This is a genomic window from Janthinobacterium sp. UMAB-56 (assembly GCF_900095265.1).
GTDB lineage: Bacteria > Pseudomonadota > Gammaproteobacteria > Burkholderiales > Burkholderiaceae_D > Janthinobacterium.
This window is the reverse complement of record NZ_LT607654.1, coordinates 32,035-57,822: the sequence shown is the minus strand read 5'-3', so window position 1 is coordinate 57,822 and position 25,788 is coordinate 32,035. Positions and strand designations below refer to the sequence as shown.

Genomic DNA, 25,788 nt, shown 5'->3' with positions numbered 1-25,788 from the left:
GAACAGCGTTCCACAAGAATTTTGCGGCAAGCTGGCATCTGTGTCAAGATAAGCGATGCCCAATACTGTAGCGTACCCACCACGACGCGCCGATGCTCTGACGCGCGACACCATCATCGATGCCGCCATTGCCTTGCTCGATACGGCCGGCGAGGGCGGCCTGACCTTCCGCGCCCTGGCCGCGCGTCTGGCGACGGGCGCGGGTGCCATCTACTGGCACGTGGCCGACAAGGATGATTTGTTCACGGCCGCCAGCGACGCCATCGTCGCCCGCGCCATGCAGGCCGCCCCGTTTGGCGCTACGCCGCAGGCGGGCATACGCGCCGTGGCGCTGACCATGTTCGAGGCGATGGATGCGCATCCGTGGCTGGGCTCGGCCCTGTCGCGCGCGCCGGGCCAGCTGCCCACCGTGCGCATTCTGGAACGACTGGGCCAGCAAGTGGATGCCCTGGGCGTGCCGCAGCACAGGCAATGGCTGGCGGCATGCACCTTGTTGAACTATTTGCTGGGCGTGAGCGGACAAAATGCGGCCAATGCCGTCATCGCCAGGGAAAAGGGCCTGGAGCGTGCGCATTTCCTCGACAGCATGGCGGGCGCGTGGTCACGCCTCGATGCGCAGGCATTTCCGTTTGCCCGCAAGGTGGCGGGGCAGTTGCGCGCGCACGACGACCAGGAGGATTTTCTGGCGGGAATCGACCTGATCGTGCATGGCATGCAGGCGCTGCATGCGGACCGCTAGCCCAGAAGATGCCCCAGCAGCGGCGCCAGCAGCACCGTCACGACGCCCGAGAAAATCATCGTCAGGCTGGCCACGGCGCCTTCTTCGGTGCCCACGCGGCGCGCCACGGACAGACCGAAGCCGTGCGCCGCCGCGCCATACGGCGCGCCACGGGCGATGCGCATGCGCAAGGGCAGCAGTTTTAACAAGGGTTTGCCCAGCATCAAGCCGAACAAGCCCGTCATTACGACAAAAATCCCCGTCAGCTGTGCCGAGCCGCCCATGTGGCGCGACGCTTCCAGCGCGAATGGCGTCGAGACGGAACGGGCCAGCAAGCTGCGCGCCATGTCACCATGCACGCCCAACAAGCGGTCCAGCAGCAGGGTGGCGGCCACGGAGGCGACGATGCCGGCGCAGCTGCCCAGCGACAAGGCCAGCCAGTGCTTGCGAATCAGCTTGCGCTCCTGGAAGATGGGCAGCGCGAAGGCGATGGTGGCCGGGCCCAGCAGCCACGGCAGCCAGCGCGTCTCGCCGAAATAGGTGGCGAACGGCGTCGAGGTGGCTTGCACGATGACGATCAATAGCGCCGAGGTGCAGATGGCGGGCGTCAGTAAAAAATGCGGGTGGCGGCGGTGCACTGCCTGGTTGGCATAGAAGAGCACCAGGGTCAGCAGCAAAAACAGCAGGGACAGGACCAAAGTGCTCATGCTGCCGCCCTGGCTGTGCGCTGGCGCACGAGTTTTTGCAGGCGCAGCTTGCGCTCATATCGGCACACCCATTCCACCGTCAACGCCGTGGCCAGCATCACGCAGGCAAAGCCCAGGCCGATATTCACGAACAGCATCACGCCCTGCGATTTCAATAGCTGTGTAAATTGCACCACGGATACGACCAGCGGAATAAAGAACAGCAGCATATTGGCCAGCAGCCAGTTCGCGCCCAGTTCGATGGCGGCGGGCCGCACCCAGCCTGACAGCAGCAGGGCCACCAGCACGAACAAGCCCACTACGCCGCCGGAAAACGGCAAGTGCAGGGCGGAGGCGGCTTCGTCGGCCAGCCACCAGGCGGCAATCAAGATGCCCACCTGCCACACAGTCTGCGCGGGCTGGCGCCAGGCAGGGATGGCAGGCAGAGCGGCGGAATGGATGGCATGCGGCAAGGCTGGGGCTTTCACGGCGGGCTTTCTAGCGGCTGGGGAGGTTTTCATTGTAGAGACTACACATCAAAAGATAAAATGACTTAAACTTATGATTATCATTCGATTTTGGAATGCATCATGGATATCCGCTCCCTGCGCTACTTCGTCGAAGTGGTCGAACAGAACAGTTTTACGCGCGCCGCCGCCAGGCTGCACGTGACGCAACCCACCGTCAGCAAGATGATCGCCCAGCTGGAACAGTCGCTCGACCTGGCCTTGCTGGACCGCGCGGGCAAGCGCTTTACGCTGACGGACGCGGGCAAGGTGGTGCTGTCGCGCGCGCATGAACTGCTGGCCCTGCATGCGGAACTGAAGGTGGAGTTGCGCGACCTGCAAGAGCTGGAACGGGGAGAATTGCGCGTCGGCGTGTCGCCGCAGACCCATTCCACCCTGGCGCCGTGGCTGGCCGAATACCACCAGCGCTATCCGGGCATCGAACTGAAAATGTACGAGAGCGGCACGCAAGCCATCGAGCGCGACTTGCGCAACGGCACGGTGGAACTGGGCACCATGCTCGATTACCCGGGCAATGCAGCCACCTGGCAGGATTTCGAAGCCTTGCCCCTCGTGCGCTCGCCCCTGTGCCTGCTTGCTGCTCCCGCTTCTCCATGGCAGGGGCGCTCCTCGGTGGCCCTCGCCGAGCTGGCCGACAGCCCCTTCATCTTTTATGGCGCCGCTTTCGCCCTCAACGACATCGTGCACGCTGCCTGCCAGCGGGCCGGCTTCGCGCCGCGCATCACGGGCCGCAGCGGCCAGTGGGATTTCATTGCCTCGCTGGTGCGGCTGGGCGTCGGCATTTGCCTGCTGCCAAAGATGTATTGCGACACGCTCGATCCAGCGCAGTTTGCCGTGATTCCCCTGGCCGGCCCGCCCGTGGAGTGGAATCTGATGCTGGCCTGGCGCCGAGGCGGTCGGCTGTCGTTCGCCGCGCGGGCCTGGCTTGACCTCGTCAGGACGCACATGGTGGACGCCGCGCGATTACAATAGGCAGTCCTCCACTTCCGCCCGACCAGATGAACATCAACGTCAACGCCAAGGTTACAGCCAAAATCAAACGCAGCGCCGGCTCGCTGCTGCTGGGATTGTTATGCACCGTGGGCCTGATGAGCGAAATGGGCTACGCCCAGGCCGCCATTCCCGTGTATGGCTATTTCGTCAAGAATAGCTATCCGCACGACCCACAGGCTTTCACGCAGGGTTTGCTGTTCAAGGATGGCCATCTGTATGAAAGCACGGGCCAGAACGGCCAGTCCTCGCTGCGCAAGGTGGAGTTGACGACGGGTAAAGTGCTGCAAAAAAGCATGTTTGATAAAAAAGTATTCGGCGAAGGCATCACGGACGTGGGCGATGAGATCCTTGCCTTGACCTGGATTTCGCAGACCGGTTATGTGTTCGACCAGAAAACCTTCAAACTCAAGCGGACCTTTCGCTACCAGGGCGAAGGCTGGGGCCTGGCCAGCGATGGCAAATTCGTCTACATGAGCGACGGCAGCGCTGCCATCCGCGTGCTCAATCCGAAAACCCTGGTGGAAGTGCGCCGTTTCGACGTGAAGGGGGAAGGCCGCCCCATCGAGCGCCTGAACGAGCTGGAAATGGTCGACGGCGAACTGTTTGCCAATGTGTGGGGCACTGACGTGATCGCCCGCATTGACCCGGCCAGCGGTAGAGTGATCGGCTGGATCGACCTGACGGGCTTGCTGCCGCCCGCACAGCGCGGCACCGCCAATCCCGATGCCGTGCTGAACGGTATCGCCTGGGATGCGCGCGGCAAGCGCTTGTTTGTCACGGGCAAGCTGTGGCCCAAGCTGTTCGAAATCGAGCTGATCGAAATCCAGCGGCATTGAGGTTTTCTATCGGACAGTGTTGCTGGGAATGAATCGTTTATGATGTTCATCCTTCGCTCAGTGCGACCTTTACAGGATGCCATGCTGTCCCTTTCTTTCCGCCTGCACCGCCTGGCGCTTGCAGCCAGCCTGCTTGCCGCCATCTGGCCCGCCGCGCAGGCGCAAGCGCCGTATGTGCCGGTGACGAAACAATACGGCGACTTCGCCGTCACCAACGACCGTCACGACTCGCTCGTCACCTTGTCTTTCCGCCAGCACGGCTATTGGCCCGGCGGCGCCCGCGAAGTGGTGGAAGTGCGCCCGCTGAAAGCGACGCGCGAAGGCCAGCCCATGCTGCTGGCGTTTAGCAAGGGCTACACGGGCCAGGGCACGATACTCATCGGCGTGCAAAATGGCGAGCCGCTGATGCGCCCCATCAGTCCCATGCAGCGCGACAGCATGGTGCGCACGGAGCGCGACCCCGAATGGGGCGTGCCGCAGCCGGGCCGCAGCGAGGTGCTGCTGTTTGCCCGCGACGGCCGCGCGCTCGATACGGGCACCGGCGAATTGCTGTGGTTTGACGTGCCTGGTAGCGTCACTGGCGATTACGCGCCCGCCATGCTGGTCTCCGTGTCGCCCGACGGGCGGCGCGGCGCCTACCTCGCCAGGAAGTTGAGCAAATTGCAAATCATCGTCGCCACGCGGGACGATGGCGTCGCCGGCGTGCTGGCCTTGCCGCCCGACACGTATCAGCGGTGGCTGAAACCGATCTCGGAGGCCGCTTCCCAACAGGCGGGCGCCGCCATCAAGGCGCGCCAGGGCCGCACGGATTCGAACCGCATCCGGCGCGAGCTGGAACTGGCCTGGTTCGGCCAGCAATTTCAATGGAAACAAGGCAAGAATGGCTGGCAAGTGACGGGGCTGGGCCTCAGTTCCACGCCGCCAGAAGGAAAACAGCCATGACAAGACCCAAACTCCTCGCCGGCTGCCTCGCCGCCTCCTTGCTGGCCGGCTGCGTGCACGGCGAAATGTTCCCCAAGGATTATCTGGCACAAGATATCGACAAGCAACAAGCCTTGCTGGAACTGGACGTGGTCTTCGGGCAAGCGCCCGATGACAAGCTGACGTCGCGCAGCTCGGCCCGTGCCGATGGCAGCCTGGAATACTCGGGCGCGCCGCATATCGTCGTGCCGTTCTACCAGAAGGGACTCGGCTTCGACCAGGGTTTTGCCGGTACGTATATCTTTGCCATCGCGTATCCGCTTGCCAAGGTCGAGACGGCCACGGCCAGCAGCCGCGTCTTCGGCCTGAAACTCGAAGGCCAGCAGCCGGGCAGTCCGCGCTACCGCTTCCGCGTGCCTGGCAAGGCGCAATGGAACAGCAATGAAACCTTCATGCTGGAATTTGCACGCAAGGACCGCCGCGAAGAGATCACTTTCCGCTTCAGCAACGAGAAAAGCTGCCCGTCCGCCTTCCTGGCCACCACGCCAAAATATGGCTTCCCCATCAAGGTTGTCGCCACGTTCAAGGATAATAAAGGCTGCCTGAAAGTGTGCGACAGCCGCGACCAGTGGCCGGGCTTTTGCGCCTTCCAGCCGCCGCCGGCGGCTTGATCGCTACGTGGCTGAGCAATACTGGCAGACGTAAAAAAGGCCGATGGAAATCGGCCTCGATGACATTACATGTGTTGCTTAGCGGTAAAACGCTTCGACTTTGCCCTTCAGCTTGATCTGCAGCGGACGGCCGCGGCGGTCCAGCGACTTGGTGGAAGCGACCTTGATCCAGCGTTCGCTGATGCAATATTCTTCCACGTCAAGACGTTCCTTGTCGTTGAAGCGGATGCCGACGTCGTTCTCGAACACGGCTGCAACGTGGTAGGGGCTGCTAGGGTCGATCGACAGGCGATCGGGCAATGGGGGTAAGGTAGTGGTATCGTTCATGGGCGTAATTATCGCCCAGAATGCCGATCCAGACAACGGCCTTTCGCACGTCGCCTGTAGCACCGTTCATGAAAGGGCGGGCCTGGCCGTGCAGTCATCATGGGCCGACACGGTACTGGCGTACCGGCCCATGCTGCAGCGGAGTCCCGGCATATTTGCCGGCAATCACACGACCTGGCGATCAGGATTTGTCATCATTTTTGTGACTTTGACGTCCCGTTTCCATAGGCTTCTCATGCGCGCCGCTACGCGAACCGGTGCCGGAACCCGATTGTTCGCTGGCGTTCCTGCCTAGTCCCGATTGTTGCGAACCGGATTGCTTGTCGCCGTCATTCTTGTTGCTTTGGCGGCCTGCGTCATCATGCTGCTCTTGCTTGCCTCCCGGGAGTCGCTCCGATGACTGGCGGGTGCCGGACTGCTTGTCCGACTGCTGGTTGTCCGCTTGCTGTTTGTCCGACTGCTTACCGCTTTTGTCGTCGCTGTTTGAAGTCATGATCGTTACCCCTATGGTTAGTCTGCGTCATCATCCGCACCAAGGTTGGCGTAAGGATGGATTAAAGATGCTCCTGCCTGGCCTCCGGCGCCACGTGTCACCGTTACGCCCATTCTCGCTGTCGGACGCTGGCTTAACCATAGGGACACTCCCTGTCGCCACGTAGGAAAACTCCGTGGTGCGTGATAACCATTTCTACATGACATTATTTACAGATGCCGCGTTTCCTGTGGCGGCCTGTCCCAGTCGTCATGCCAGCCATCGACGAAGGTGACGGGCACCCGGGCCAGTTCGTCCACCGACGCGTCGTCGAGGCAGTTGACACCGATGCCGACAAACGGGCCGCTGCGGGGCGAATCGCCGCGCCCGAACGGCCGCACGCCGCAGTGGCGGCAAAAATAGTGGCGTTCGCGCCCGGCGCCGAAGCGATATTCGCTCAAGGCCGCTTCGCCGGTCAGCAGGCGGAAGGCCGTGGGCGGCACAAGGCTGGCCCAGCAGCGTATTTTCAGGCAATACGAGCAATTGCAGCGCAGGGTCGCGGCAGCCAGGTCGATCTCGGCTGCGAAGCGTACGCTGCCGCAGTGGCAACTGCCGTGGTAGGTTTTTTTCATTGTGGCCTACTCTATATGGTTGCCGTACTGTCATGCAACTGCTGTGATGGCGACAGTGCGACAGTGGCCCACCCACCAGGTCGCACACTATAATGGCGCTTGTTCACAAGAGAGGAGATGCAGGATGGAAATGAGCGTTAGCGATAGCCTGCGGCAACAGGCGTACGCGCAGGCGGCAGCCTTCGTGCAAACGCTGGACCTGCGCGATCCTGTTGCGCTGCAACGCGACTGGTGCTTGTCGCCGGGCGTTGCCGGGGAGGTCGTCGACATGCTTGACAGCTATTTTGCGGCGAACCAGGCGCTGTCCCTGGCGCCGCTGGCACTCGCCTTCGTGCCAGGCAAGGGCGGGCGTCCCGCCGTCGATGTGTATGCCACCGATGCCGGACCGCTGGGCCTGGAATGCATCATGCTGGCCGATGGCAAGCCAGGCGAAGCGACCTTGCACCTGGAAATGTCCGGCCACGATGGCGCACTGCGCCTCCATTATCGATACATCGGCTCCTGAGAACAGCATGACTGAACTGATCAGCGAAACACAACAGCGCATCTGCGACAGATTCGGCTTTCCGGCGCAGGCGCCGGAGCCCATGGTGGCACTGGCCATCGGCAGCCTGGCGCAGTCGCCCATCTACGGCACGCGCATCGTGCTACCGGAAAACGGCACCATCAGCTGGTTCATCCACTGTGGCGAACACGACGATGCAAGCGGCTTTTACCAGGCCCTGCATGCCGAGCACCTGCACGAGATGCTGCCGCAGGTGGTCGATTACCTGGCTTTGCCCAGCGGCGCCAAGTTTATCCTCGACAGGGAAGGCTATGAAGACGTGTGGCTGGACGAGTAAGTGTATAACCGGCAAGATTGTCGTTGACGTTGACAAATAGGTATGGGATGCTGCGATTCCGTTTTCAACTGTCGAAAGCTGCATCTTGAACCCACGCCTCCCATCCGTCCTGCTTCTCATGGCGTTTGCCGCCGTCCCCGCTGGCGTCATTGCCGCCGCTGCCGCCCCGACCAGCCAGTCGCAGGCGTCGCGCGTGGAACAGGAGATTGCCGCCTTCGTGCGCAGCGAAATGCAGGAGCGCCAGATTCCAGGATTGCAACTGGCCGTAATACAGCGTGGCAAGGTCGTACTAAAACGCAATTTTGGCCTGGCCAGCCTGCAATACCGGGTGCCTGTGACGGACGCCAGCCTGTTTTCCATCAATTCGGCGACGAAAGCGTTTGCGGGCGTGGCCGTGATGCAGCTGGTACAGCAGGGCAAGATCGACCTGGCGGCGCCCATCGACCGGTATCTGACGGGGCTGCCAGCAGCCTGGCAAGGCGTGACAGTGACGCAATTGCTCAACCATACCTCGGGCTTGCCCGATGTGCTGGACCAGCGCAGCGGCAAGCTGGTGGGGCCGCAGCCGGATGACGCCGACGCGGCGTGGACCGCCGTGCAGGTGCTGCCTGTGGAAGCCCAGCCAGGCGAGCGCTACCGCTACAACCAGACCAATTATGTGTTGCTGGCGAAATTGATCGAGCTGCAAGGCGGCCAGCCCTTCACCACCTTTGTCCAGCACCGGCAGTTTGACGTGGCGGGCATGCCGCACAGCGGCTTTGGCGATGCGAAGGACGTGGTCGCCAACAAGGCCAGTTCTTACGTGCTGGACCGGGGCGGCAAGGGCTACCGCAACGTCATCGAAGATTTCCCCGTGTTCTTGCGCGCCGGTGCCGGCATCAACAGCAATGTGGACGAACTGGCGAACTGGCTCATCGCGCTGCAAGCGGGGCGCTTGCTGGCGCCCGCCCGCGTGGCACGGCTATGGCAGCCGACCAGCTTGAATGACGGCAAGCCGGCGCCGTGGGCGCTGGGCTGGCCCACCATCGGCCGCGATGGCCACCGCGCCGTGGCTGGCATCGGCGGTGCCCGCTCGGCCTTTTATGTGTATCCGGACGATGACCTGGCCGTCATCATCCTGAGCAACCTGGCCGGCGGCCAACCGGAACAGTTGATCGATAGCATCGCCGGCTTTTACATTCCCGCCCTGCGCCAGCAGCGCGGCGGTGCGTATGCCGCGCACCTGCTGCGGCAAAGCACGTCCAGCGGCGGTTTCGACGGACTGGAGCAGAAACTGGTTGCCATCCGGCACCAGCATGGGCTGTCGGCGCCCACCGAAGGCGACTTGAATGCCTGGGGCTATCGCCTGCTGGGCCGGCAGCAGCCGAAACAGGCTATTGCCGTCTTCCAGTTGGGTGTGCAGCTGTATCCGCAAGGCGCGAATGGCTACGACAGCCTGGCCGAAGCGTACGAGGCGGACGGCGCAAAGTCGCTGGCCGTCACGCATTACCGCCGTTCGCTGGAACTCGACCCGGGCAACAAGCATGCCGTGGCGCGCTTGCGGGTGCTGGGCGCTGACTAGCGGGCTGCCGTAGCCTTGCCGTGCTCGGCCCCATGCAAGGCCAGGTAGGCGGCCAGATTTTCGTCGTCTATGCCCAGGGCGCGCAAGACTTCCTTTGTGAAGGTGACGGGCGCCGTGCCTGGCGCCGTGATGATGCGCTGGTCGGCCACAGCCCAGGGCACGTCCTGGTACAGGGCGGCACCCGCATAGCCGACCTTACTGAGGTTGTCGGCGCAATTGGAGGTGTGGCGCACAGTGTCGAGCACGCCTGCCTGCGCCAGCACGCGCGTGCCGTCGCAAATGCCGGCCAGCACCACACCCTTGTCGCGCGCGGCGCGCAGCAAGGGGCCCAGGTCGGGAGCCTTGCCGCTTTGCCAGTGGCTGCCGCCACACACCATCAGCAAGTCGAGATCATCGAGCGCAATATCTTCCAGCGCCAGTTGTGGCGTGACCAACATGCCGCCGGACGAGGTGACGGGCAAGCCGCCCGGGGTGGCGAACTGCGTGTAAAAGCCGTAGTACAGGCGCGCCGTGGAATTGATCAGGGCGGTTTCCCAATCGGCAAAGTTCTCGGTCAGAATGGTGATGGCACGTGTCATGAATAAGTCCTGTCGCAGTTGGAGGGATTATTATTGCAGGCTGGCTAGCCTGCTGGTGCCGAAAGCATACTAAAGAGTACTGACAATTTCTGTCAGGAGCGCAGGTGAAATGAGGGTACGCGCCGCTTCGCTGCTGATCCTTTCCGAGCATGGGCAGGAAGTTGGCTACAGCCGCATTCACGCGGGCCATGCCGCGTGCGACAGGAGCGGTGCTGAAATTGTCATGTTGATCTGGAACAAACGGCGCGCGCAGCCAGGCCGTTGAAGCACCAATGAAAAAGGCCCGCTGCCGCCGCAGGAAGCAGCGGCACCGGGCCTCAGGGGCGATGCGGATTACTTCTCGGCGAACGCGCGCTCGACCACGAAGTCGCCAGGCGTCGAGGTATTACCTTCCTTGAAACCACGCGCTTCCAGCATTTCTTTCAGGTCGCGCAGCATGTCCGAGCTGCCGCAGATCATCACGCGGTCTTCGGCCGGGTTCAGCTCCGGCAAGCCCAGGTCTGCGGCCAGCTTGCCGTTCTCGATCAGTGCCGTAATACGGCCCATGTTGCGGAAGTCTTCGCGCGTCACGGTCGGGTAGTAGCGCAGCTTGTCGCTGACCATTTCGCCCAGGAATTCATGCTTCGGCAGGTGTTCTTCCAGCAGCTCTTGGTAGGCCAGTTCGTCGACCTGGCGCACGCCATGCACGAGGATCAGTTGGTCGAAGCGCTCGTAGATGTCGGGATCGCGCACGATGCTGAGGAAAGGCGCCAGGCCCGTGCCCGTCGACAGCATGTACAGGCGCTTGCCTGGCAGCAGGTAGTCGGACACCAGAGTGCCCGTCGGCTTGCGGCCGACGATGACGGTATCGCCCACTTGCAAGTGTTGCAAACGCGACGTCAGGGGGCCGCCCGGCACCTTGATGCTGAAAAATTCCAGATGGTCTTCGTAATTGGCGCTGGCGATACTGTAGGCGCGCAGCAAAGGCTTGCCATCGACGCGCAGGCCGATCATGGTGAAATGGCCATTCGAGAAACGCAGCGACGGGTCGCGCGTGGTGGTAAAGGAGAACAGGGTATCCGTCCAGTGGTGCACGCTTAATACGCGCTCTTCATTCATCGAACTCATAGTGTTTGTTGGCTGGTCAAAAAAATGGTTAGTTGCTGGCAACTGCTGGCAAAAGTGAAACCCTGTGGAGGCCCAGACGCTATTGTACCGGCCTGCACATGAAATTGTTACCGTCTATCGCCGCCATTGCTGCCGCACGCGGTGCCGACATTATAGTGCGGATGGCAAGAACGGGCTGGAATTTGCCCGGAAAACGGGCCGTGGAGATGCGCGCGCTTGACCTGGCTCACTTTTCAAGGGGCCGCTCCAGGGCTGCGGCCCGCGCTTGCAGACGCGGCCGTGGCGGCGCCCCGGAAGCGACGGCGCAAGGTGGTATTGGCCGGTTCGGACACCCAGCGGGCGACGACGGCGGCCGCCAGCGCGGTCGCAGCCAGGAAGAGCGCCAGCCACGGCAGGCGCTCCGCGTAGCCCAGGCCCGCCTTGTCGACCAGATTGCGCATGGTGGCCAGCACGATGATATGGAACAGGTACAGCTCATAGCTGTGCCGTCCCAGCCATTGCAGCGGGCCTGGGTGGCCCTGTCCGGCCGTGGCGCCCACGATGAAGGCGGCGCTGGCCAGCGCGATCGCGCTGAAGCCAAAGACTTCATGTCCGCCGATGCCGCGCACGTACAGGGCCGCCACGACCAGGCCCGCTGCCCAGCGCAAGAGTTGCCCGACGCGCGGCCCCGGCTGCCAATGTTGCGTCAGCAGGGCCGTCAGGCAGCCGATGGCGATGGCGTCGAAACAGGCAAGGTAGCCGTACATGAAGTCAATCTCGTTGTCTGCATGGAGGCTGCGGTAGGCGGGCCCGGCCACGATGGCAGCGCCGCACAGCAGCATGATCCAGTGGCGCCGGCGCAGGATGCGGCACGACAACGGCAGCAGCAAGTAAAACATTTCCTCGACCGATAGCGACCAGTACACGTTCAGGCAGTAATTAAAATAGCCGGCGCTTTGCATCAGCACGTTGTGCCAGAAGGTCAGCACGGAAGCGATGGCGATGATGAAATAGCTGGCTGGCAAGTCCTTGCCGCCGTCCGAATTGGCAAAGAAGGGCACGTCCAGCACGCCCAGCAGCACGATGATGGACAGGGCCAGCAGCAGCGATGGCAGCAGGCGGGCGATGCGGTAGAGGTAGAACGCCGCCAGGTCGATGCGCGCCAGGTCGCCCCAGCGGTGCAGCGAAGTCGAGGTGATCAGGTAGCCGGAAATAACGAAAAACATGGTCACGCCGTAATTGCCCTGATAGGCGGCACGCAGCAGCCAGGAGGGCAGGATTTCGAGCGGGCTGTTCTTCAGGCCGTAGGCGAGGGCAAAGTGCAGCAGCAGCACGCACAGGATGGCCACGCCGCGCAGGGCGTCGATATGATGGTTGCGTGCTTGCAATGGCTTCCTCATTGGCTTAGGCGACATGAGGGGCGATTATGCGACACATGTCGCTCGCAGGTCAACGATTTTGCAATTGCAGGGAATGCCGCGCCGAATGGCACCGGGGACGGGCCGCCTTGCGTGTATGATATTTCCGAACAGAATTGTTGGGCATCTGTCATCCAGCAGGCGCGCTTCTTGTGCCTGCCAGCCCAGGAATCTGCGTGCACGATTCCGACCGCCAGGATGCCTGACCCACAGCGAAAGGTAATAAAGATGTACAAAACAGTGCGCGACATGTTCCTGCATTTCAAGGAAGCCGTCCCCTTCCGCCTCGTCCCCGCCCTGATCTGCACGGCCTTGCTGGTGAGCATGCTATTGCTGCCGGCGCCGGACGGCTTGACGCCCAAGGCCTGGGGGCTGGTGGCGATTTTCCTCACCACCATCCTGGCGATCATTCTGAAAGTCATGCCGATCGGCGTGATGGCCATGATGGCGATCGTCATCGTGTCATTGTCACAAGTGACGTCGACCTCGTCCAAGGGCGCGATCACGGATGCGCTCAGCAGTTTCTCGAATCCATTGATCTGGCTGATTGTCGTGGCGATTCTGATTTCGCGCGGCCTGAAAAAGACAGGCTTGGGCAGCCGCATCGGCCTGCTGTTCATCTCCCTGCTGGGCAAGCGCACCATGGGCATCGGCTACGGCCTGGCAATTTGCGAACTGGTGCTGGCGCCCTTTACGCCGAGTAATACGGCACGCGGCGGCGGCATCGTCCACCCCGTCATGAAATCGATCGCCAACGCCTTCGATTCGGACCCGGCCAAGGGCACGCAAGGTAAAGTGGGAACGTACCTTGCCCTCGTCAATTACCACGCCAACCCCATCACTTCAGCCATGTTCCTGACAGCCACGGCGCCGAATCCCCTGGTGGTCGACTTCGTGGCCAAGGCCAGCGGCCAGAGTTTCCACCTGACGTGGACCACCTGGGCCCTGTGCATGCTGCTGCCAGGCCTGGTGTGCCTGCTGGTGATGCCCCTGATTATCTACTGGCTCTCGCCGCCGGAACTGAAAGCCACGCCGGACGCCGTCACCTACGCCAAGGCGGAGCTGAAAAGCATGGGTCCGCTGTCGCCGCCGGAAAAAGTCATGCTGGGCACCTTCGCCTTGCTGCTCTTGCTGTGGGCCAACGTGCCTGCCATGCTGTTCGGCCCCGCGTTTTCGCTTGATGCGACGGTGGTGGCCTTCGTCGGCTTGTTCGTGCTGATCATCACCGGTACCATCGACTGGGATGACGTGCTGTCGGAAAAGAGCGCCTGGGATACCCTCGTTTGGTTCGGCGCCCTGGTCATGATGGCCGAGCAGTTGAACAAGACGGGCGTGATCGCCTGGTTCTCGTCCGGCATGAATGCGGCCATCGTCGCCAGCGGCATGGACTGGCTGCCGATCGCCGCCGTCCTGGTGCTGGTGTTCGTCTTCTCGCATTATTTCTTTGCCAGCACGACGGCCCACATCAGCGCCATGCTGCTGGCCTTCCTGACGGTGGGCATGCACCTGATTCCGTCCGCATACCACGTGCCCTTCATGCTGATGATGACGGCCGGCTCGGCCATCATGATGACCCTGACGCACTATGCGACGGGTACCTCGCCCATCATCTTCGGCAGCGGTTTCGTGACGATGGGCAACTGGTGGAGAGTCGGCTTCATCATGTGCGTGGTGGAATTGCTGATCTTTGCCATCATCGGCACGACCTGGTGGAAGGTGCTCGGTTATTGGTAAGGCAAGCTGCAGCAGCTGGCGCGCCAGATAGTGCGCCAGCCCGCCGTCCAAGGCGGGCCTGCACAGGACGGCCGCCTGAGACCACGCTTTTTCTGCCAGCCAATTCCTGATCTGCGCCCGCAGCTCGCTCGGCAAGGCTCCGAACTGGCGCAATTCCAGTGAGCGGGGCCAGCCATTGCGGCCAGCCGGGTCGCATTCTTCCAGCGTGTCATGCACGACGTCTGTCAGATTGTGCACGTCGACGCCCGCGTCCAGCAGGCGCTGCGGGGCAGGGGAGTTGATGAACTGAAAGCCCTTCTGGCCCTGCTCGCGCCAGCGTTCCAGCCACTGCGGCTGCGGCAAGCTGTCATCGCCGGCATCGATGTGTGTGAAATCTGGCTGGCAGGGATAAGAGTGCGCAGCCACACGAAGACATCAAGCGACTTTGCACGATCACTAGCCGCAATGTAACCGCCCCCGACAGCTGTCTGCAGCTATCGGGGGCGGTTAGCCTGCCGGCACGCCAAAGGCTCAGGCTCAGGCTCAGGCCAGCTTGCCCCTGCCTGCCGCAACGCGGTTCCAGCCATAGCCGGCGATGATGATGAGCAAGATGGTCGCCTGCGCCAGCAAGGTTTCCGCCGTGGGCAGGATGCCCAGCAGATCGATGCGCAGGAAGTCGACCGGGGTCACGCCCACCCAGCCAGCCTCTTGCAGCGCGGCCACGCCTTTGCCCATCAGGATCACGGCCAGCACGGCCACGAAGGCGGACGTCAGCGAGAAGAACTTGCCAATCGGCATGCGCGCGCTGGTGCGCAGCAAGGCCCAGGCGATCACGACCAGCAGCACGACGGCCACCACGAAGCCACCCAGCAGGGCGCCGCCATTGCCGTCTGCCGCCAGGGCGGAATAGAACAGTACGGTTTCAAAGACTTCGCGGTAGACCGCGATGAAGGCCAGGGCGAACAGTCCCCAGGCGGAACGTCGGCTCATCGCCGCCGTGAGTTTCTCGTGCAAATACTCTTGCCAGCGCCCGGCGCTGCTCTTCTGGTGCATCCACAGGCCCACGCTGAGCAGGACCAAGGCCGCGAACACGGAACCAAGGCCTTCGCTCACTTCACGGCTGGCGCCGCTGATGGTGACCAGGTACGTTGCCGCCACCCACGTCAGGCCGCCCGCCACCAGCGCGCCTATCCAGCCGCCGTGCACATAGGGCAGCACATCGTTGCGCTTGGCCTTGCGCAGGAAGGCGATGATGCCGATCACGATCAGCAGCGCTTCCACGCCTTCGCGCAGCAAGATCGTCAGGGCGCCGATAAAGGTTGTCATCGGCTCGGCCTTGGCGTCGCCCAGTTCCGCTTCCACATGGCTAAACAGTTGTTGCAGTTTTTCGCCCGCCGCGTCGGCGTCGGCCACCGTGCCCCTGGCAACGGCGGAGCGGTAAGCCAGCATGGCGTTTTCCACGGCCAGCAGCAGGGATTTATTGCGCGCGCCGACCATCGGCTCGATCGGCTCGAAGCCGTCCAGGTAGGCCGACAGGCCCAGGCGCGTGGCACCCGCGCGGTCACCCGCGTGCACGGCAGCAAGGCTTTCAGCCAAGCGCAGACGCGACAGGGCCAGGCCGGCCGGCTTGTGCGCTTCGGCCTGGCCCGGATGGCTGCGCAAATATGCCGTCAAGGCTTGCGCCGCGTCCGCTCCCAACTTGGCGGCAGCCGCTTCCTGCGTCAGGGTCGTCACGGCGGCCAGGTCCGCGTACAGTTGCTTGGCCCGTGGATCGTCCTGCCACAGTTTTTCGCCGTGCGCGCTAGCGGCAGCGTCGTGCGACATGCCGCCAATATAGAACGCCAGGTCCCAGCGCTCGCTGTCGGACAGCTGGCCGAAACTGGCCATCGAGGTGCCGGCCACGCCTTGCGAAATGACCTGGTACAGCGCCATCAGGCTGCGCGACTGCGCCCGTTCGCCGTCCGTGAAGGCGATCGGTTTCGGTTCCAGGCTGGCCGCCAGCGGACCATCGCCGCCGCCGGCCACGCCGTGGCAAGAAGCGCACTGGGCCGCGTAAAGGGCCGCGCCGCGCGCCAGCTTGGGCAACACTTTCGGCGCCACGGGAATCGGATAGGCGGCAATCAGCAAGCCATTCGCATGGTGCGCCAGGCGCTTGACTTCCGCGCCATCCGCCTTGGCGACGACGGCCGCGCGCAGCTCGGCGATGGCGGCGGCGATGGCAGCCTGCGACGCGTGGGCGCGCAGGGCGCCGATCTGCGTCGTTGCGTTGTCCGTGAAGTCGAGCATTTCCGCATATTCGGCTTCGCTGACCACCTTGCCATGCTCGACGGCGCCGCTGTAATCGACGGCAACATAGTCAATCAATTGCCACAATTGCTTGGCGCCGGCGCTCTGGTCGGCCACTTGCGCCTGCGCGCCGCCGGCCAGCAACAGGCTGGCGGCCACGAGAGGAAGGCATACGAGCCATTTCTTGATAGGGTTGAACATGATTCTCATTCTCATTTATAACTAACCCGGCGACTATAGGACAGACCGTGCGGGGTGTCAACGGCGCACGGGCTTGCACGGGCGCACACGGGAGGCGTGCCCGTCTGTCGTCTGCCTCTGATTGAGAACGCGGTTTTCGATAGGTCTGCCCGGTCATCTGCTGCAATACGGGAAATCAAGGGTTTGCGACTCTCGACAATAGCGCTTGAGATGTCATTCTTGATTGCTTATCATAGCCATGAGTTTTGACAATATTGGAGCCTTATGTACATTGTCCTTTTGCATTACGTTCAACCGCTGGCAGCCATCGAGGCTCACCTTGAAGAGCATCGGCGGTTTCTTGATCGCCATTATGCTGCGGGTATTTTTCTAGCTTCTGGTCCCCAGATGCCGCGCACAGGAGGTGTCATCCTCGTGAAAGGCTTGAGCCGGGAAGAACTCGATGGCGTGCTTGCAGAAGATCCTTTCTATCGCGAGCAGATCGCAAGCTATCAAGTCATTGAATTTAATCCGACCAAGTTTGGCGTTGGTGTCGAGGCCATTCTTACCTGACCGACATCAAAATTGAAGGTGCCGGGCAGCGGTAAAAGGGGACGGGGTCGGGGACGGGGACTGGGCCGGCTGGCCGGAGGCCTGCTTGGCGTACAGTCCCCTGGCCACGCACTGTCCATGTCGCCCACTTTCAGGCCACCGTTGACGACGCGCAAGGCCAGCTGAACAGCGACTTGCGAATGTTCATATTTTGCTGCACACAATGCAAAATTTGACTGATCCACCTCAACATGTAGGGAAGGGATGGCAGCGGCTTGCACGCTGTATATCAGTACAAAAACAGGCTTCCATTAATTTTATAATTCGATTATTATTGAAGTATTGAATAAATGGGGTGTGGATGGAAACCAGGAATGTTATTGCCGCGTTGGCGGCACTTGCGCAGGAATCCCGCTTGGCCGTCTTTCGTTTGCTTGTGCGGAGCGGACCGCAAGGCATGGCGGCAGTGAAGATTGCCGAACATCTTGGCATTGCGCCATCGTCCCCTGCATTTCACTGTCAGCCTGCCACTGCACATGCCGGAAAAAAGACGCGATCAGGCGGGAGCCCAACGCCATCGGAAAAAGCGCCGTCGCGTATACAAGCGCCGCGACGTACCCTCAGTTGAAGGGTATGCTTTATGTTCCCTATCTTGCGACAATTTCATGAACGTTCTTTTCTTGCCTACTGGAAACTCTTGCCGCGCCATCCAGGCAGAAGCGACTTTTCAACAGGCTGCCGGGGTGCGGTACCGAGGCGGCGAGAGGTCCCCGGCCCACCCGCGCCCAGTGCGCCTTAGCCGCAGGGGTGTGGGCGAGCGCGGCCATGTGACGGCGACGGGCGCGGCACAGGACGCCGCTTTCGGGGTTTCCAGGGGCTTGGCCCCGGCAGCACTCAAGGAGGCGCTTGCATGTTGACCGCTGTCCTGATTTTTCTGGCCACCCTGATCTTTGTTATCTGGCAGCCACGCGGACTGGGCATAGGCTGGAGCGCTGCCATCGGCGCCGCAGTGGCGCTACTGGCAGGCGTCATCCAGTTATCCGACATTCCTGTCGTCTGGCACATCGTCTGGAATGCCACCGGCACGTTCATCGCCGTCATCATCATCAGCTTGCTGCTTGACAAGGCCGGCTTCTTCGAGTGGGCCGCACTGCACGTGGCCCGCTGGGGCGGCGGCAGCGGCCGCAAGCTGTTTGTCTTGCTGGTCCTGCTGGGCGCCGCCGTCGCCGCACTGTTTGCCAACGATGGCGCGGCGCTGATACTGACGCCCATTGTGATCGCCATGTTGCTCGAACTGAAGTTTTCAGCCAGGGCGACATTGGCCTTCGTGATGGCCGCAGGCTTTATCGCCGACACGGCCAGTTTGCCGCTGGTGGTGTCGAACCTGGTCAATATCGTCTCGGCCGACTACTTCAAGATCGGCTTTGCCGAATATGCGGCCGTGATGGTGCCGGTCAACGCGGTGGCGGTGACGGCGACTCTGCTTGCATTGATGTGGTTTTTCCGCAAGGACATTCCGCAAGACTATGATGCCTCCCAACTCAAGCGCCCCGGCGCCGCTATCCGCGACATGGCCACGTTCAAAGCCGGCTGGCTGGTCCTGGCGCTGCTGCTGATCGGCTTTTTCTGGCTGGAGAGTAGGGGCGTGCCAATCAGTGCCGTGGCCGCCGTCGGCGCTGCACTGTTATTGGCTGTCGCCGCCAAAGGCCATGTGATCGCCACGCGCGAAGTCATCCGCAATGCGCCATGGCAAATCGTCGTCTTTTCCCTGGGCATGTACCTGGTCGTCTACGGCTTGCGCAATGCGGGCTTGACCGGCTACCTGACTGGCGTGCTGAATCACTTTGCGCAATATGGCGTATGGGGCGCGGCCATGGGCACCGGCGTGTTGACGGCCGTGTTGTCCTCGATCATGAACAATATGCCTACAGTGCTGATCGGTGCCTTGTCGATCGATCCGACGACGGCGCAGGGTGCCGTGCGCGAAGCGATGATTTATGCCAATGTCATAGGCAGCGACCTGGGGCCGAAGATTACCCCGATCGGCAGTCTGGCGACCCTGCTGTGGCTGCATGTCCTCGAGAGTAAGAAGATTCACATCTCCTGGGGTTATTACTTCCGCGTCGGCATCGTCCTCACCTTGCCCGTGTTGCTCGTGACCCTGGCGGCGCTGGCAATACGCCTCAGCTATTAAGCCAGGGATTCTGCATGACTATCCCGATGGTCCGATGGCCGGGCCGTCACTGCACGCTAACGTAGGCTAGCTCGTGGCTGGAAAGGCCAACATGAAAATCCTGCTGTTTCTCGGATCGATACGTACCAGCACGCCGCCCCGGCCGGCGCGCCTGGGCGAACGCGTCGCCAGGGCCTGCGCGGCGCAGTGCGGCCACGATGGCACCGAAGTGGTGCTCATCGATCCACTCGATTACGCTTTGGGAGAGGTGTTCAAGCCGCACTTTGCCTATGCGCAAGGGCGCGCCCCCCTGCCGTTAGAGCATCTGGCCAGCGAGATAGCCAGTGCCGATGGCTATGTGATGGTCAGTCCCGAATACAATCATTCCATGAGTCCGGCACTGGCGCATTTGCTGAATCATTTTGGCAGTTCCCTGTTTGCCTACAAGCCCAGCGCCATCGTCACCTATTCGGCGGGCCAGTGGGGTGGCGTGAGGGCGGCGGTGGGCATGCGCGCTTTTCTGTCCGAGCTGGGCTGCTTGCCGGTATCAGCCATGATCCATATTCCGGCCGCGCACACTGTTTTTACCGCCGATGGCAGCTTTGCCGCAGAGGTGGACGGCATGCGCTGGATCGCTTATATGCAACGCACCTTTGCGCAGTTGCTGTGGTGGGCGGCCGCCGCCAGAGGGGAGCGCGAGCATTCCGGCGTGACGCCAGCAACGCCGGCATTCCTGCGCGACCCGTCGCAACGCAATGCACCTTGAGTGCGCGGAACAATCGCAATGAATGCTAATATGACAATCTGCGCTGATCAGGTCAGCGACGGCGGCTTCATTCCCCCATCCTGAACTCCACCACGCTTTGCCACGCAGGAAAAGGATCGCTGTCATGACGCAGCCGCAGAACAGTGAGGGACTGACAGCCGCGCAGGCCGCTGAAAGGTTGCAGCAAAATGGGCCGAATGCCTTGCCCGCCTCGCGTCCCTTGAGTGCCGGGCGTTTGCTGCTCGATGTCGTCTCCGAACCGATGTTCTTGCTGCTGGTGGCCTGCGGCGTCATCTATCTGCTGCTGGGCGATCGCAATGAAGCGCTGATGCTGCTGGGCTTTGTTTGCATCGTCATGGGCTTCACTTTTTTTCAGCGCAGACGCACGGAACGCTCGTTGCAGGCGCTTGGCGACCTTTCCTGTCCACGCGCGCTGGTGATACGCGATGGGAAACAGGAACGCATCGCCGGCCGGGAACTGGTGCTGGGAGACCTGGTGCTGCTTGCCGAGGGCGACCGCGTTCCCGCCGATATGGAACTGCTGAGCACCTCGAATTTGACGGCCGATGAGTCCATGCTCACGGGCGAGTCCGTGCCGGTCGTCAAGCATGGCTGTGGCGATACTGGCGCCAGTCCGGACTGCCTGGTGTATTCCGGCACCCTGATCACGCAAGGCACGGCGAGCGGCCTGGTGGTCGCTACCGGCCCGCATAGCGCGCTCGGCCGCATCGGCGCCTCGCTTGCCACCATGGGCAGCGAGCTGACACCGATACAATCGGAAACGCGCCGCGTCGTCAGGAACGTCGCCATCGGCGGCTTGTGTCTCGCCGCAGGCCTGGCACTGCTGTATTGGTGGCTGCGCGGCGACGCCCTGCAAGGCCTGCTGGCCGGGCTGACCCTGGCCATGGCGATCCTGCCAGAAGAATTGCCGGTGATATTGACGCTTTTCCTGGGCTTGGGGGCCTGGCGCCTGGGCCGCGAAAGCATACTGGCGCGCAGCATACCGGCGATCGAATTGCTGGGCGCGACGACGGTGCTGTGCGTTGACAAGACGGGCACGCTGACAGCCAACCGCATGGACGTGGCCCGACTGTGGTCGGAGGCCTGCGCCTATGATGCTCAAGGCAGTCAGGCCGGGTCCTTGCAGGAGGAACTGCACGGCCTGCTCGAATATGCCGTCCTGGCCAGCCATCGGCGGGCGTTTGACCCCATGGAATCGGCCATCGGCCAGACTGGCGCCCGCTTGCTGGCGAATACGGAACACCTGCATGCCGACTGGCGGCTGATCGACGATTATCCGCTGTCGCGGGAAATGCTGGCCATGTCGCGGGTGTGGCAATCGCCGGACCAATCCGAGTTGCTGGTGGCGGCGAAGGGTGCGCCCGAGGCCATCGTCGACCTGTGCCATCTGACGCCGACGCGCGCCGCTGCCATCGCCGCGCAGGTGCAGTCCATGGCAGACGGCGGCTTGCGCGTGATCGGCGTCGCCTGCGCCACCTTTGCTGCGCCACCATTGCCTGACAACCAGCATGTCTTTGCATTTGAATTTCTCGGGCTGCTAGGCTTGCATGATCCGGTGCGGCCGGAAGTTCCCGATGCGGTGGCGCAATGCCACGCGGCGGGGATAAGCGTGGTGATGATCACGGGCGACCATCCCGCCACGGCGCGGGCCATCGCGCAGCAGGCCGGTATCGCCGGCGCGCAAGGCGGTTTGCTGTCCGGCACGGAACTGGCAGCACTGGACGACGCGACACTGCAGGCGCGCCTGGCGGATACGGATATTTTCTGCCGCATCGCGCCGGAGCAGAAGTTGCGTCTGGTGCAAGCGTTCCGCAGCCGTGGCGATATCGTCGCCATGACGGGCGATGGCGTCAACGACGCGCCCGCATTAAAGGCGGCCAACATCGGCGTGGCCATGGGCGCCCGTGGCACCGACGTCGCGCGTGAAGCGGCGGCGCTGGTGTTGCTCAAGGACGACTTTTCCTCGCTGCTGCTGGCAGTGCAACATGGCCGCCGCCTGTTCGCCAATCTGCGCAAGGCCATCGTCTTCATCGTGGCGGTGCATGTGCCCATCGTCGGCCTGTCCATCCTGCCCGTGCTGCTGGGCTGGCCCATGCTCCTGATGCCCGTGCACATCCTGTTCCTGCAAATGGTGATCGACCCCGCCTGCTCGATCGTGTTCGAGGCCGAGCCCATCGAAGCCGATGCCATGGTGCGCAAGCCCAGAAGGCCGGACATGCATTTGTTCGACCGTGAAATACTGCTGCGCGGCTTGCTGCAGGGGGCAGGATTATTGGCCATGCTGGTCGGCTTCTACGTGTTCGTGCGGTGGACGGGCAATTCCGATGAGCTGGCGCGCACGACGACCTTCCTCAGCCTTGTGGCCTCGAACCTTGGACTGATCTATGTCAATCGCCAATGGACCCAGCCGTCATGGAGGAGGGGACTGAAATCGAACCGGGCATTCGCATGGATCAGCTTGGCGGCCTCGCTGTTGCTCTTGCTGGTGCTCGGCGTGGCGGCCATCCGCGAACTGTTTGCCTTCGCGCTGCCGAGCATTGCGCTGCTGCTGCAGTGCGCGCTGGTCGCTGCGCTAGGCATCATCTGGTTCGAATGCGTCAAGTGGGGCCTACCGAAATGGCGCTGGCTAAGCGGCGTGGCGGCGGCGCCTTGACGCACGCCCCTTCAGGTCAGGCAATCTTCCCGTCGACGAGCAGAATTTCTTCGAGTGCGGCGCCGTGGCGCAGGACGAATAGCACGTCCATGCCTCGTTTGCTGGCCAGCGCGACACCCTCGGCGTCGCCCAGGACCATGAACGCCGTGGCCCAGGCATCGGCCAGCATGCAGCTGGGGGCGAGCACGGTAGCGGCTGCGAGGCGGTTCGATACCGGTAGACGCAAGGCCGGATGCATGGTGTGCGCATGCCGCGTTCCGTCGATTTCCACCCAGCGGCGATAGTCGCCCGAGGTGGCGATGGCCATGTCGTGCAGTTCCATCACGCCACCGATTTCACGGATGCCAGGCGTCGGCTTTTCTATCGCCACGCTCCATGCCTTGCCATCGGGCCTGCTCGAGCGCGCCCGCATTTCTCCATCGATACCGACCAGGTAACTGTCGATGCCCCAGCCATCGAGGCAATGCGCCAGCTGGTCGACGCCAAAACCCTTGGCGATGCCCGACAGGTCGAGCATCAGCGGCGCGCGCTTGCGCACCTGCCGGCCTGCCAGATCCACGTCCAATGCGTCGGTGGCCGGGTGGTATGCCTTGCCATGCTGTGCTGCGATCTGCGGCGATGGCCTGCCTTGCGACGGCCCGAAGCCCCAATCCTCCACTAGCTGGCCAACCGCCATGTCGAAGGCGCCGCCCGATTCGCGGCTGACCTGCAGGCCCGCAGCCAGCACCAGTGCCAGCTCCTGCGGCACAGCAAGCCAGGTATTCTCCGGCGCTGCGTTCAGGCGACTAAGGTCCGAGGCGGCATTCCAGGTCGACATCTGCCGGTCGACCCTGTCGACTGCGGCGTACAGGCTGGCGCCGATGGCGGCCACGTCTGCCTGCCCGGTCGCATAGAATATGGCCGTATAGCGGCCGCCCATGGTTGCGCCATTCAGGCTGTAGCGCTGCAGCGCATGCTCAAAAGACGTCTTCACGATACCTTCCCTTGTCCCGCAGCGCCGCCACGTCGAGCTTGAGTGGTGCGAGTATCTGGTCCAGCGCCTGCCTGACGCTGGCTGCCATGGCGCGGCTGCCGCAGACGAGCACCTGGCCATCGTCCGCAATCAGGCGACGCATATGGTCAGCGTCCTCCATCAGCCGGGTTTGCACGCGGACGCCATTCTCGACTCTGGAGAAGGCCGTATGCAGCTGTGTCAGCCTGCGGTCGGCCAGATAGTTGCGCAGTTCGGGTTCATACAGAAAATCGGAGGCGGGGGGGCGCCCGCCCCAATACAAGTACATCGGATGTTTGCCCGTATTGTTGCGTATGAATCCGGCAAGCGGCCCGATCCCGGTACCGGCTCCGATCAGGATGACGGGCGCCTTGCCCAGGGCCGGACGAAATTGCGGATTGGGCTGGACAAAGGCCTCGATGCTGGCACCCGGCAGCAAGTCGTACAGGTAGCTAGAACACAGGCCCCCAGGCTGCTTGCGCACGCAGATTTCCAGCACGCCGTCACTCGATCCGCTCGCCAGCGAATAGAAGCGCGGCATGGAACTGCCGGGCGCCATGATGCCAGCCAGGTCGCCGGCCTCGAAGCGCGGCAGTCGATGGGGGACAAGCCGGCTTGCCAGCCATCCGGCAGTGGCCGGCAACGGGGCCGCAATAAAGCGCAGCACGACAGTGGGGTCGTGCTCCTCCTCGCCGTAGGCGATACGCTCGCGCAGCTGCAATGTATGCGTGTGCGGATGTTCCGGGGCATATTCAAGCACGAGCTCGTGGCCGAGCAGCGTGCCAAGCTTGCTTCCCCAGCGCGCGAATTCCTGGGGTGACTGGCGATCGATCATGGCCAGCTCAATCAAGCGCCGCCATCCGCGCGCCGCCATCGCCGCGTCGACCTCCTGTGCGAACTGGCAGAAGGTGGGAAACTGGCGGTCGCCGAAACCGAGCACAGCATAACTTGCCGCGTGCTTGGGGGCCATGCCGGCCAAATTGGCCAGGAAGTGCGTGGCGGAGGCGGGGGCATCGCCATCGCCATAGGTCGCCGTCAGGATGAACAACTGGCGCGCGCTAGCGTAGCGCGACGAGAACTGGTTCATCGGCGCCGTGTGGACGCGTTGGCCGGCCTGACGCAATGCTTCGTGCAGCACGCGAGCAAAGCCCCAGCTACTGTTGTTTTCGCTACCCACCAGTATCACGGTGTCGGCCGAAGCCGGGGCGCAGTTATTGGCGATGCGCGGTTTGGCCCGCAGCCGCTGCCACCATACGACAATGCCGGTCAGCGCCAGCCATGGCGCGCCGAGCGCACTCAGGCCGAGCGCCAGCCCCAGCCACCACAGGCCTTCGCCCGTATGCAACTGGTAGATCAGTTCAAAGGCTTCCCGGACATTGCTGTGCGCGCGGAAGGCCAGCAGCGCGCCGCTGGACTGGTCGACATAGGCGTCGCCTTGCCGGGTGCGCAAGGTATAGACGGCGCTGCGATCCCCGGCAAGTGGAAAGGAAAGCTCGCGCAGGTCTTCCAGTCGCGTGGCCAGCAAGGCTGGCAAGCGGGCAGCGGGCAGCGGCGCTCCGCCGGACGTGGCGGCGGGTATATCGGGTTCATCCTGGCTGCCATCGGAAATGAGGGCGAAGGTCGCCGCCGACATATAGCTGCCGGTCAAGGCAGACAGCAGCAGACCGGCGAGCGCGAGACGGGCCACCGCAGCGTGCCAGCGCTGGCTGCGGTTGCCATGCAATGGACGTGCCAGCTGGCGCCAACCGCCCACCCGCTTGACCAGCAGGAATAGGCCTGAGCTTGAGACCAGCAGCATCAGCAGGGCGGTGATGCCGACAGCGGCGCTACCTGGCGTGTCGAGCAATAGTGACCTGTGCAATTCCTTGAACCAGCGCGCGTATGCCGGCGGCGCATAGGGCGCGATCGCCTTGCCGCTGGACGGATCGACGCGGTCCACGCCCGAGATGTCGCCGGTGCTGTAATAGACGATGATGGTTCCGGAGGCCGTGCGCTGGATCTGCTCGGCTCCCGGATAGTGGCGCGCCACCCGGCCAGCAAGTTCGGCAACGCTGACGCCGGCCGGCATGCTGGTCGCCAGCCGGTCGAGCACGGGAGTGGTCGACAGCACCGCGCCCGTCAAGCCGATGACGATCAGCAGCAGGGCGCTGATCAGGCCAGCGAACGAATGTATCTGTCGCAACAT

Annotated in this window: 25 protein-coding genes and 1 pseudogene; 15 read left to right on the top strand and 11 right to left on the bottom strand. The window is 62.8% G+C overall.

Annotated elements, in window-relative coordinates; all coding sequences use genetic code 11:
- Positions 1 to 55: 55 nt before the first annotated feature.
- The gene (locus tag K0F85_RS08835) at positions 56 to 739 is read left to right on the top strand and encodes a TetR/AcrR family transcriptional regulator (protein ID WP_219115683.1); all 684 of its coding nucleotides are present in this window, start codon (positions 56 to 58) and stop codon (positions 737 to 739) included.
- Here the strand turns inward: K0F85_RS08835 and K0F85_RS08830 are convergent.
- Positions 736 to 1,425, bottom strand: a complete 690-nt coding sequence (locus K0F85_RS08830) for an LrgB family protein (protein WP_219115682.1) — start codon at positions 1,423 to 1,425, stop codon at positions 736 to 738. The genes K0F85_RS08835 and K0F85_RS08830 overlap by 4 nt on opposite strands.
- A complete protein-coding gene (locus tag K0F85_RS08825) occupies positions 1,422 to 1,892 on the bottom strand; it encodes a CidA/LrgA family protein (protein ID WP_257572631.1) in 471 nt (156 codons plus the stop codon). Before K0F85_RS08825 ends, K0F85_RS08830 begins: the two co-directional genes overlap by 4 nt.
- Positions 1,893 to 1,994: 102 nt before the next feature.
- On the opposite strand from K0F85_RS08825, the gene K0F85_RS08820 reads away from it, so the two are divergent.
- From K0F85_RS08820 to K0F85_RS08805, 4 genes are all read left to right on the top strand, one after another.
- Entirely contained in the window at positions 1,995 to 2,903 is a 909-nt protein-coding gene (locus K0F85_RS08820) for a LysR family transcriptional regulator (protein WP_219115680.1), read from the top strand.
- A gap of 26 nt (positions 2,904 to 2,929) precedes the next feature.
- Entirely contained in the window at positions 2,930 to 3,760 is an 831-nt protein-coding gene (locus K0F85_RS08815) for a glutaminyl-peptide cyclotransferase (RefSeq protein WP_219115679.1), read from the top strand.
- A gap of 81 nt (positions 3,761 to 3,841) precedes the next feature.
- Positions 3,842 to 4,702: a hypothetical protein gene (locus K0F85_RS08810; RefSeq protein WP_219115678.1), complete on the top strand. Its 861-nt coding sequence runs from the start codon at positions 3,842 to 3,844 to the stop codon at positions 4,700 to 4,702.
- The gene (locus K0F85_RS08805) at positions 4,699 to 5,352 is read left to right on the top strand and encodes a hypothetical protein (protein WP_219115677.1); all 654 of its coding nucleotides are present in this window, start codon (positions 4,699 to 4,701) and stop codon (positions 5,350 to 5,352) included. The genes K0F85_RS08810 and K0F85_RS08805 overlap by 4 nt, the downstream gene beginning before the upstream one ends.
- A gap of 78 nt (positions 5,353 to 5,430) precedes the next feature.
- Here K0F85_RS08805 and K0F85_RS08800 read toward each other — a convergent pair whose 3' ends face one another.
- From K0F85_RS08800 to K0F85_RS08790, 3 genes are all read right to left on the bottom strand, one after another.
- On the bottom strand, positions 5,431 to 5,679 hold the full coding sequence (locus K0F85_RS08800) for a DUF3297 family protein (protein WP_010398340.1): 249 nt from the start codon (positions 5,677 to 5,679) through the stop codon (positions 5,431 to 5,433).
- 181 nt (positions 5,680 to 5,860) lie between these two features.
- Positions 5,861 to 6,172 carry a hypothetical protein gene (locus K0F85_RS08795; protein WP_219115676.1) on the bottom strand — a complete coding sequence of 104 codons (312 nt, stop codon included), beginning with the start codon at positions 6,170 to 6,172 and terminating at the stop codon, positions 5,861 to 5,863.
- A gap of 209 nt (positions 6,173 to 6,381) precedes the next feature.
- On the bottom strand, positions 6,382 to 6,783 hold the full coding sequence (locus tag K0F85_RS08790; RefSeq protein WP_219115675.1) for a GFA family protein: 402 nt from the start codon (positions 6,781 to 6,783) through the stop codon (positions 6,382 to 6,384).
- Between the two features lie 130 nt (positions 6,784 to 6,913).
- Here K0F85_RS08790 and K0F85_RS08785 point away from each other — a divergent pair, with 130 nt between their 5' ends.
- The 3 genes from K0F85_RS08785 (at position 6,914) to K0F85_RS08775 (ending at position 9,186) form a co-directional block, all read left to right on the top strand.
- Entirely contained in the window at positions 6,914 to 7,288 is a 375-nt protein-coding gene (locus K0F85_RS08785; protein WP_219115674.1) for a hypothetical protein, read from the top strand.
- Positions 7,289 to 7,295: 7 nt separating this feature from the next.
- A complete protein-coding gene (locus K0F85_RS08780) occupies positions 7,296 to 7,625 on the top strand; it encodes a hypothetical protein (protein ID WP_219115673.1) in 330 nt (109 codons plus the stop codon).
- A gap of 85 nt (positions 7,626 to 7,710) precedes the next feature.
- The gene (locus K0F85_RS08775; protein ID WP_219115672.1) at positions 7,711 to 9,186 is read left to right on the top strand and encodes a serine hydrolase domain-containing protein; all 1,476 of its coding nucleotides are present in this window, start codon (positions 7,711 to 7,713) and stop codon (positions 9,184 to 9,186) included.
- Here K0F85_RS08775 and K0F85_RS08770 read toward each other — a convergent pair.
- The 3 genes from K0F85_RS08770 to K0F85_RS08760 all read right to left on the bottom strand — a co-directional run bounded on the left by K0F85_RS08770 (position 9,183) and on the right by K0F85_RS08760 (position 12,238).
- Positions 9,183 to 9,764, bottom strand: coding sequence for a DJ-1/PfpI family protein (locus tag K0F85_RS08770; protein ID WP_219115671.1), 582 nt, complete (start codon positions 9,762 to 9,764; stop codon positions 9,183 to 9,185). The genes K0F85_RS08775 and K0F85_RS08770 overlap by 4 nt on opposite strands.
- 333 nt (positions 9,765 to 10,097) lie before the next feature.
- Positions 10,098 to 10,871 (bottom strand): ferredoxin--NADP reductase, encoded by a 774-nt coding sequence (locus K0F85_RS08765; protein WP_219115670.1) that lies wholly within the window; start codon positions 10,869 to 10,871, stop codon positions 10,098 to 10,100.
- 233 nt (positions 10,872 to 11,104) lie between these two features.
- On the bottom strand, positions 11,105 to 12,238 hold the full coding sequence (locus K0F85_RS08760; RefSeq protein WP_257572628.1) for an acyltransferase: 1,134 nt from the start codon (positions 12,236 to 12,238) through the stop codon (positions 11,105 to 11,107).
- 258 nt (positions 12,239 to 12,496) lie between these two features.
- Between K0F85_RS08760 and K0F85_RS08755 the strand changes: the two genes are divergently transcribed.
- Together K0F85_RS08755 and K0F85_RS08750 are read left to right on the top strand one after the other, a co-directional pair.
- The gene (locus tag K0F85_RS08755) at positions 12,497 to 14,002 is read left to right on the top strand and encodes an anion permease (RefSeq protein ID WP_219115668.1); all 1,506 of its coding nucleotides are present in this window, start codon (positions 12,497 to 12,499) and stop codon (positions 14,000 to 14,002) included.
- A gap of 210 nt (positions 14,003 to 14,212) precedes the next feature.
- On the top strand, positions 14,213 to 14,452 hold the full coding sequence (locus K0F85_RS08750) for a hypothetical protein (RefSeq protein ID WP_219115667.1): 240 nt from the start codon (positions 14,213 to 14,215) through the stop codon (positions 14,450 to 14,452).
- 72 nt (positions 14,453 to 14,524) lie between these two features.
- On the opposite strand, the gene K0F85_RS08745 is transcribed toward K0F85_RS08750, so the two are convergent.
- Positions 14,525 to 16,468, bottom strand: a complete 1,944-nt coding sequence (locus K0F85_RS08745) for a cytochrome c/FTR1 family iron permease (RefSeq protein WP_219115666.1) — start codon at positions 16,466 to 16,468, stop codon at positions 14,525 to 14,527.
- Positions 16,469 to 16,732: 264 nt separating this feature from the next.
- On the opposite strand from K0F85_RS08745, the gene K0F85_RS08740 reads away from it, so the two are divergent.
- The 5 genes and pseudogenes from K0F85_RS08740 (at position 16,733) to K0F85_RS08725 (ending at position 22,612) form a co-directional block, all read left to right on the top strand.
- Entirely contained in the window at positions 16,733 to 17,020 is a 288-nt protein-coding gene (locus tag K0F85_RS08740; protein WP_219115665.1) for a YciI family protein, read from the top strand.
- 340 nt (positions 17,021 to 17,360) lie between these two features.
- Positions 17,361 to 17,552 (top strand): annotated as a pseudogene (locus K0F85_RS28640) (transcriptional regulator); the annotation flags it as partial.
- 357 nt (positions 17,553 to 17,909) lie between these two features.
- Positions 17,910 to 19,193: an arsenic transporter gene (locus K0F85_RS08735; protein ID WP_219115664.1), complete on the top strand. Its 1,284-nt coding sequence runs from the start codon at positions 17,910 to 17,912 to the stop codon at positions 19,191 to 19,193.
- 91 nt (positions 19,194 to 19,284) lie between these two features.
- The gene (locus tag K0F85_RS08730; RefSeq protein ID WP_219115663.1) at positions 19,285 to 19,938 is read left to right on the top strand and encodes an NADPH-dependent FMN reductase; all 654 of its coding nucleotides are present in this window, start codon (positions 19,285 to 19,287) and stop codon (positions 19,936 to 19,938) included.
- 124 nt (positions 19,939 to 20,062) lie between these two features.
- A complete protein-coding gene (locus K0F85_RS08725) occupies positions 20,063 to 22,612 on the top strand; it encodes a cation-translocating P-type ATPase (protein WP_219115662.1) in 2,550 nt (849 codons plus the stop codon).
- A gap of 16 nt (positions 22,613 to 22,628) precedes the next feature.
- Here the strand turns inward: K0F85_RS08725 and K0F85_RS08720 are convergent, their stop codons facing one another.
- Together K0F85_RS08720 and K0F85_RS08715 are read right to left on the bottom strand one after the other, a co-directional pair.
- Positions 22,629 to 23,585 carry an FAD:protein FMN transferase gene (locus K0F85_RS08720; RefSeq protein WP_257572627.1) on the bottom strand — a complete coding sequence of 319 codons (957 nt, stop codon included), beginning with the start codon at positions 23,583 to 23,585 and terminating at the stop codon, positions 22,629 to 22,631.
- Positions 23,569 to 25,788 carry a PepSY domain-containing protein gene (locus K0F85_RS08715; RefSeq protein ID WP_219115661.1) on the bottom strand — a complete coding sequence of 740 codons (2,220 nt, stop codon included), beginning with the start codon at positions 25,786 to 25,788 and terminating at the stop codon, positions 23,569 to 23,571. The genes K0F85_RS08720 and K0F85_RS08715 overlap by 17 nt, the downstream gene beginning before the upstream one ends.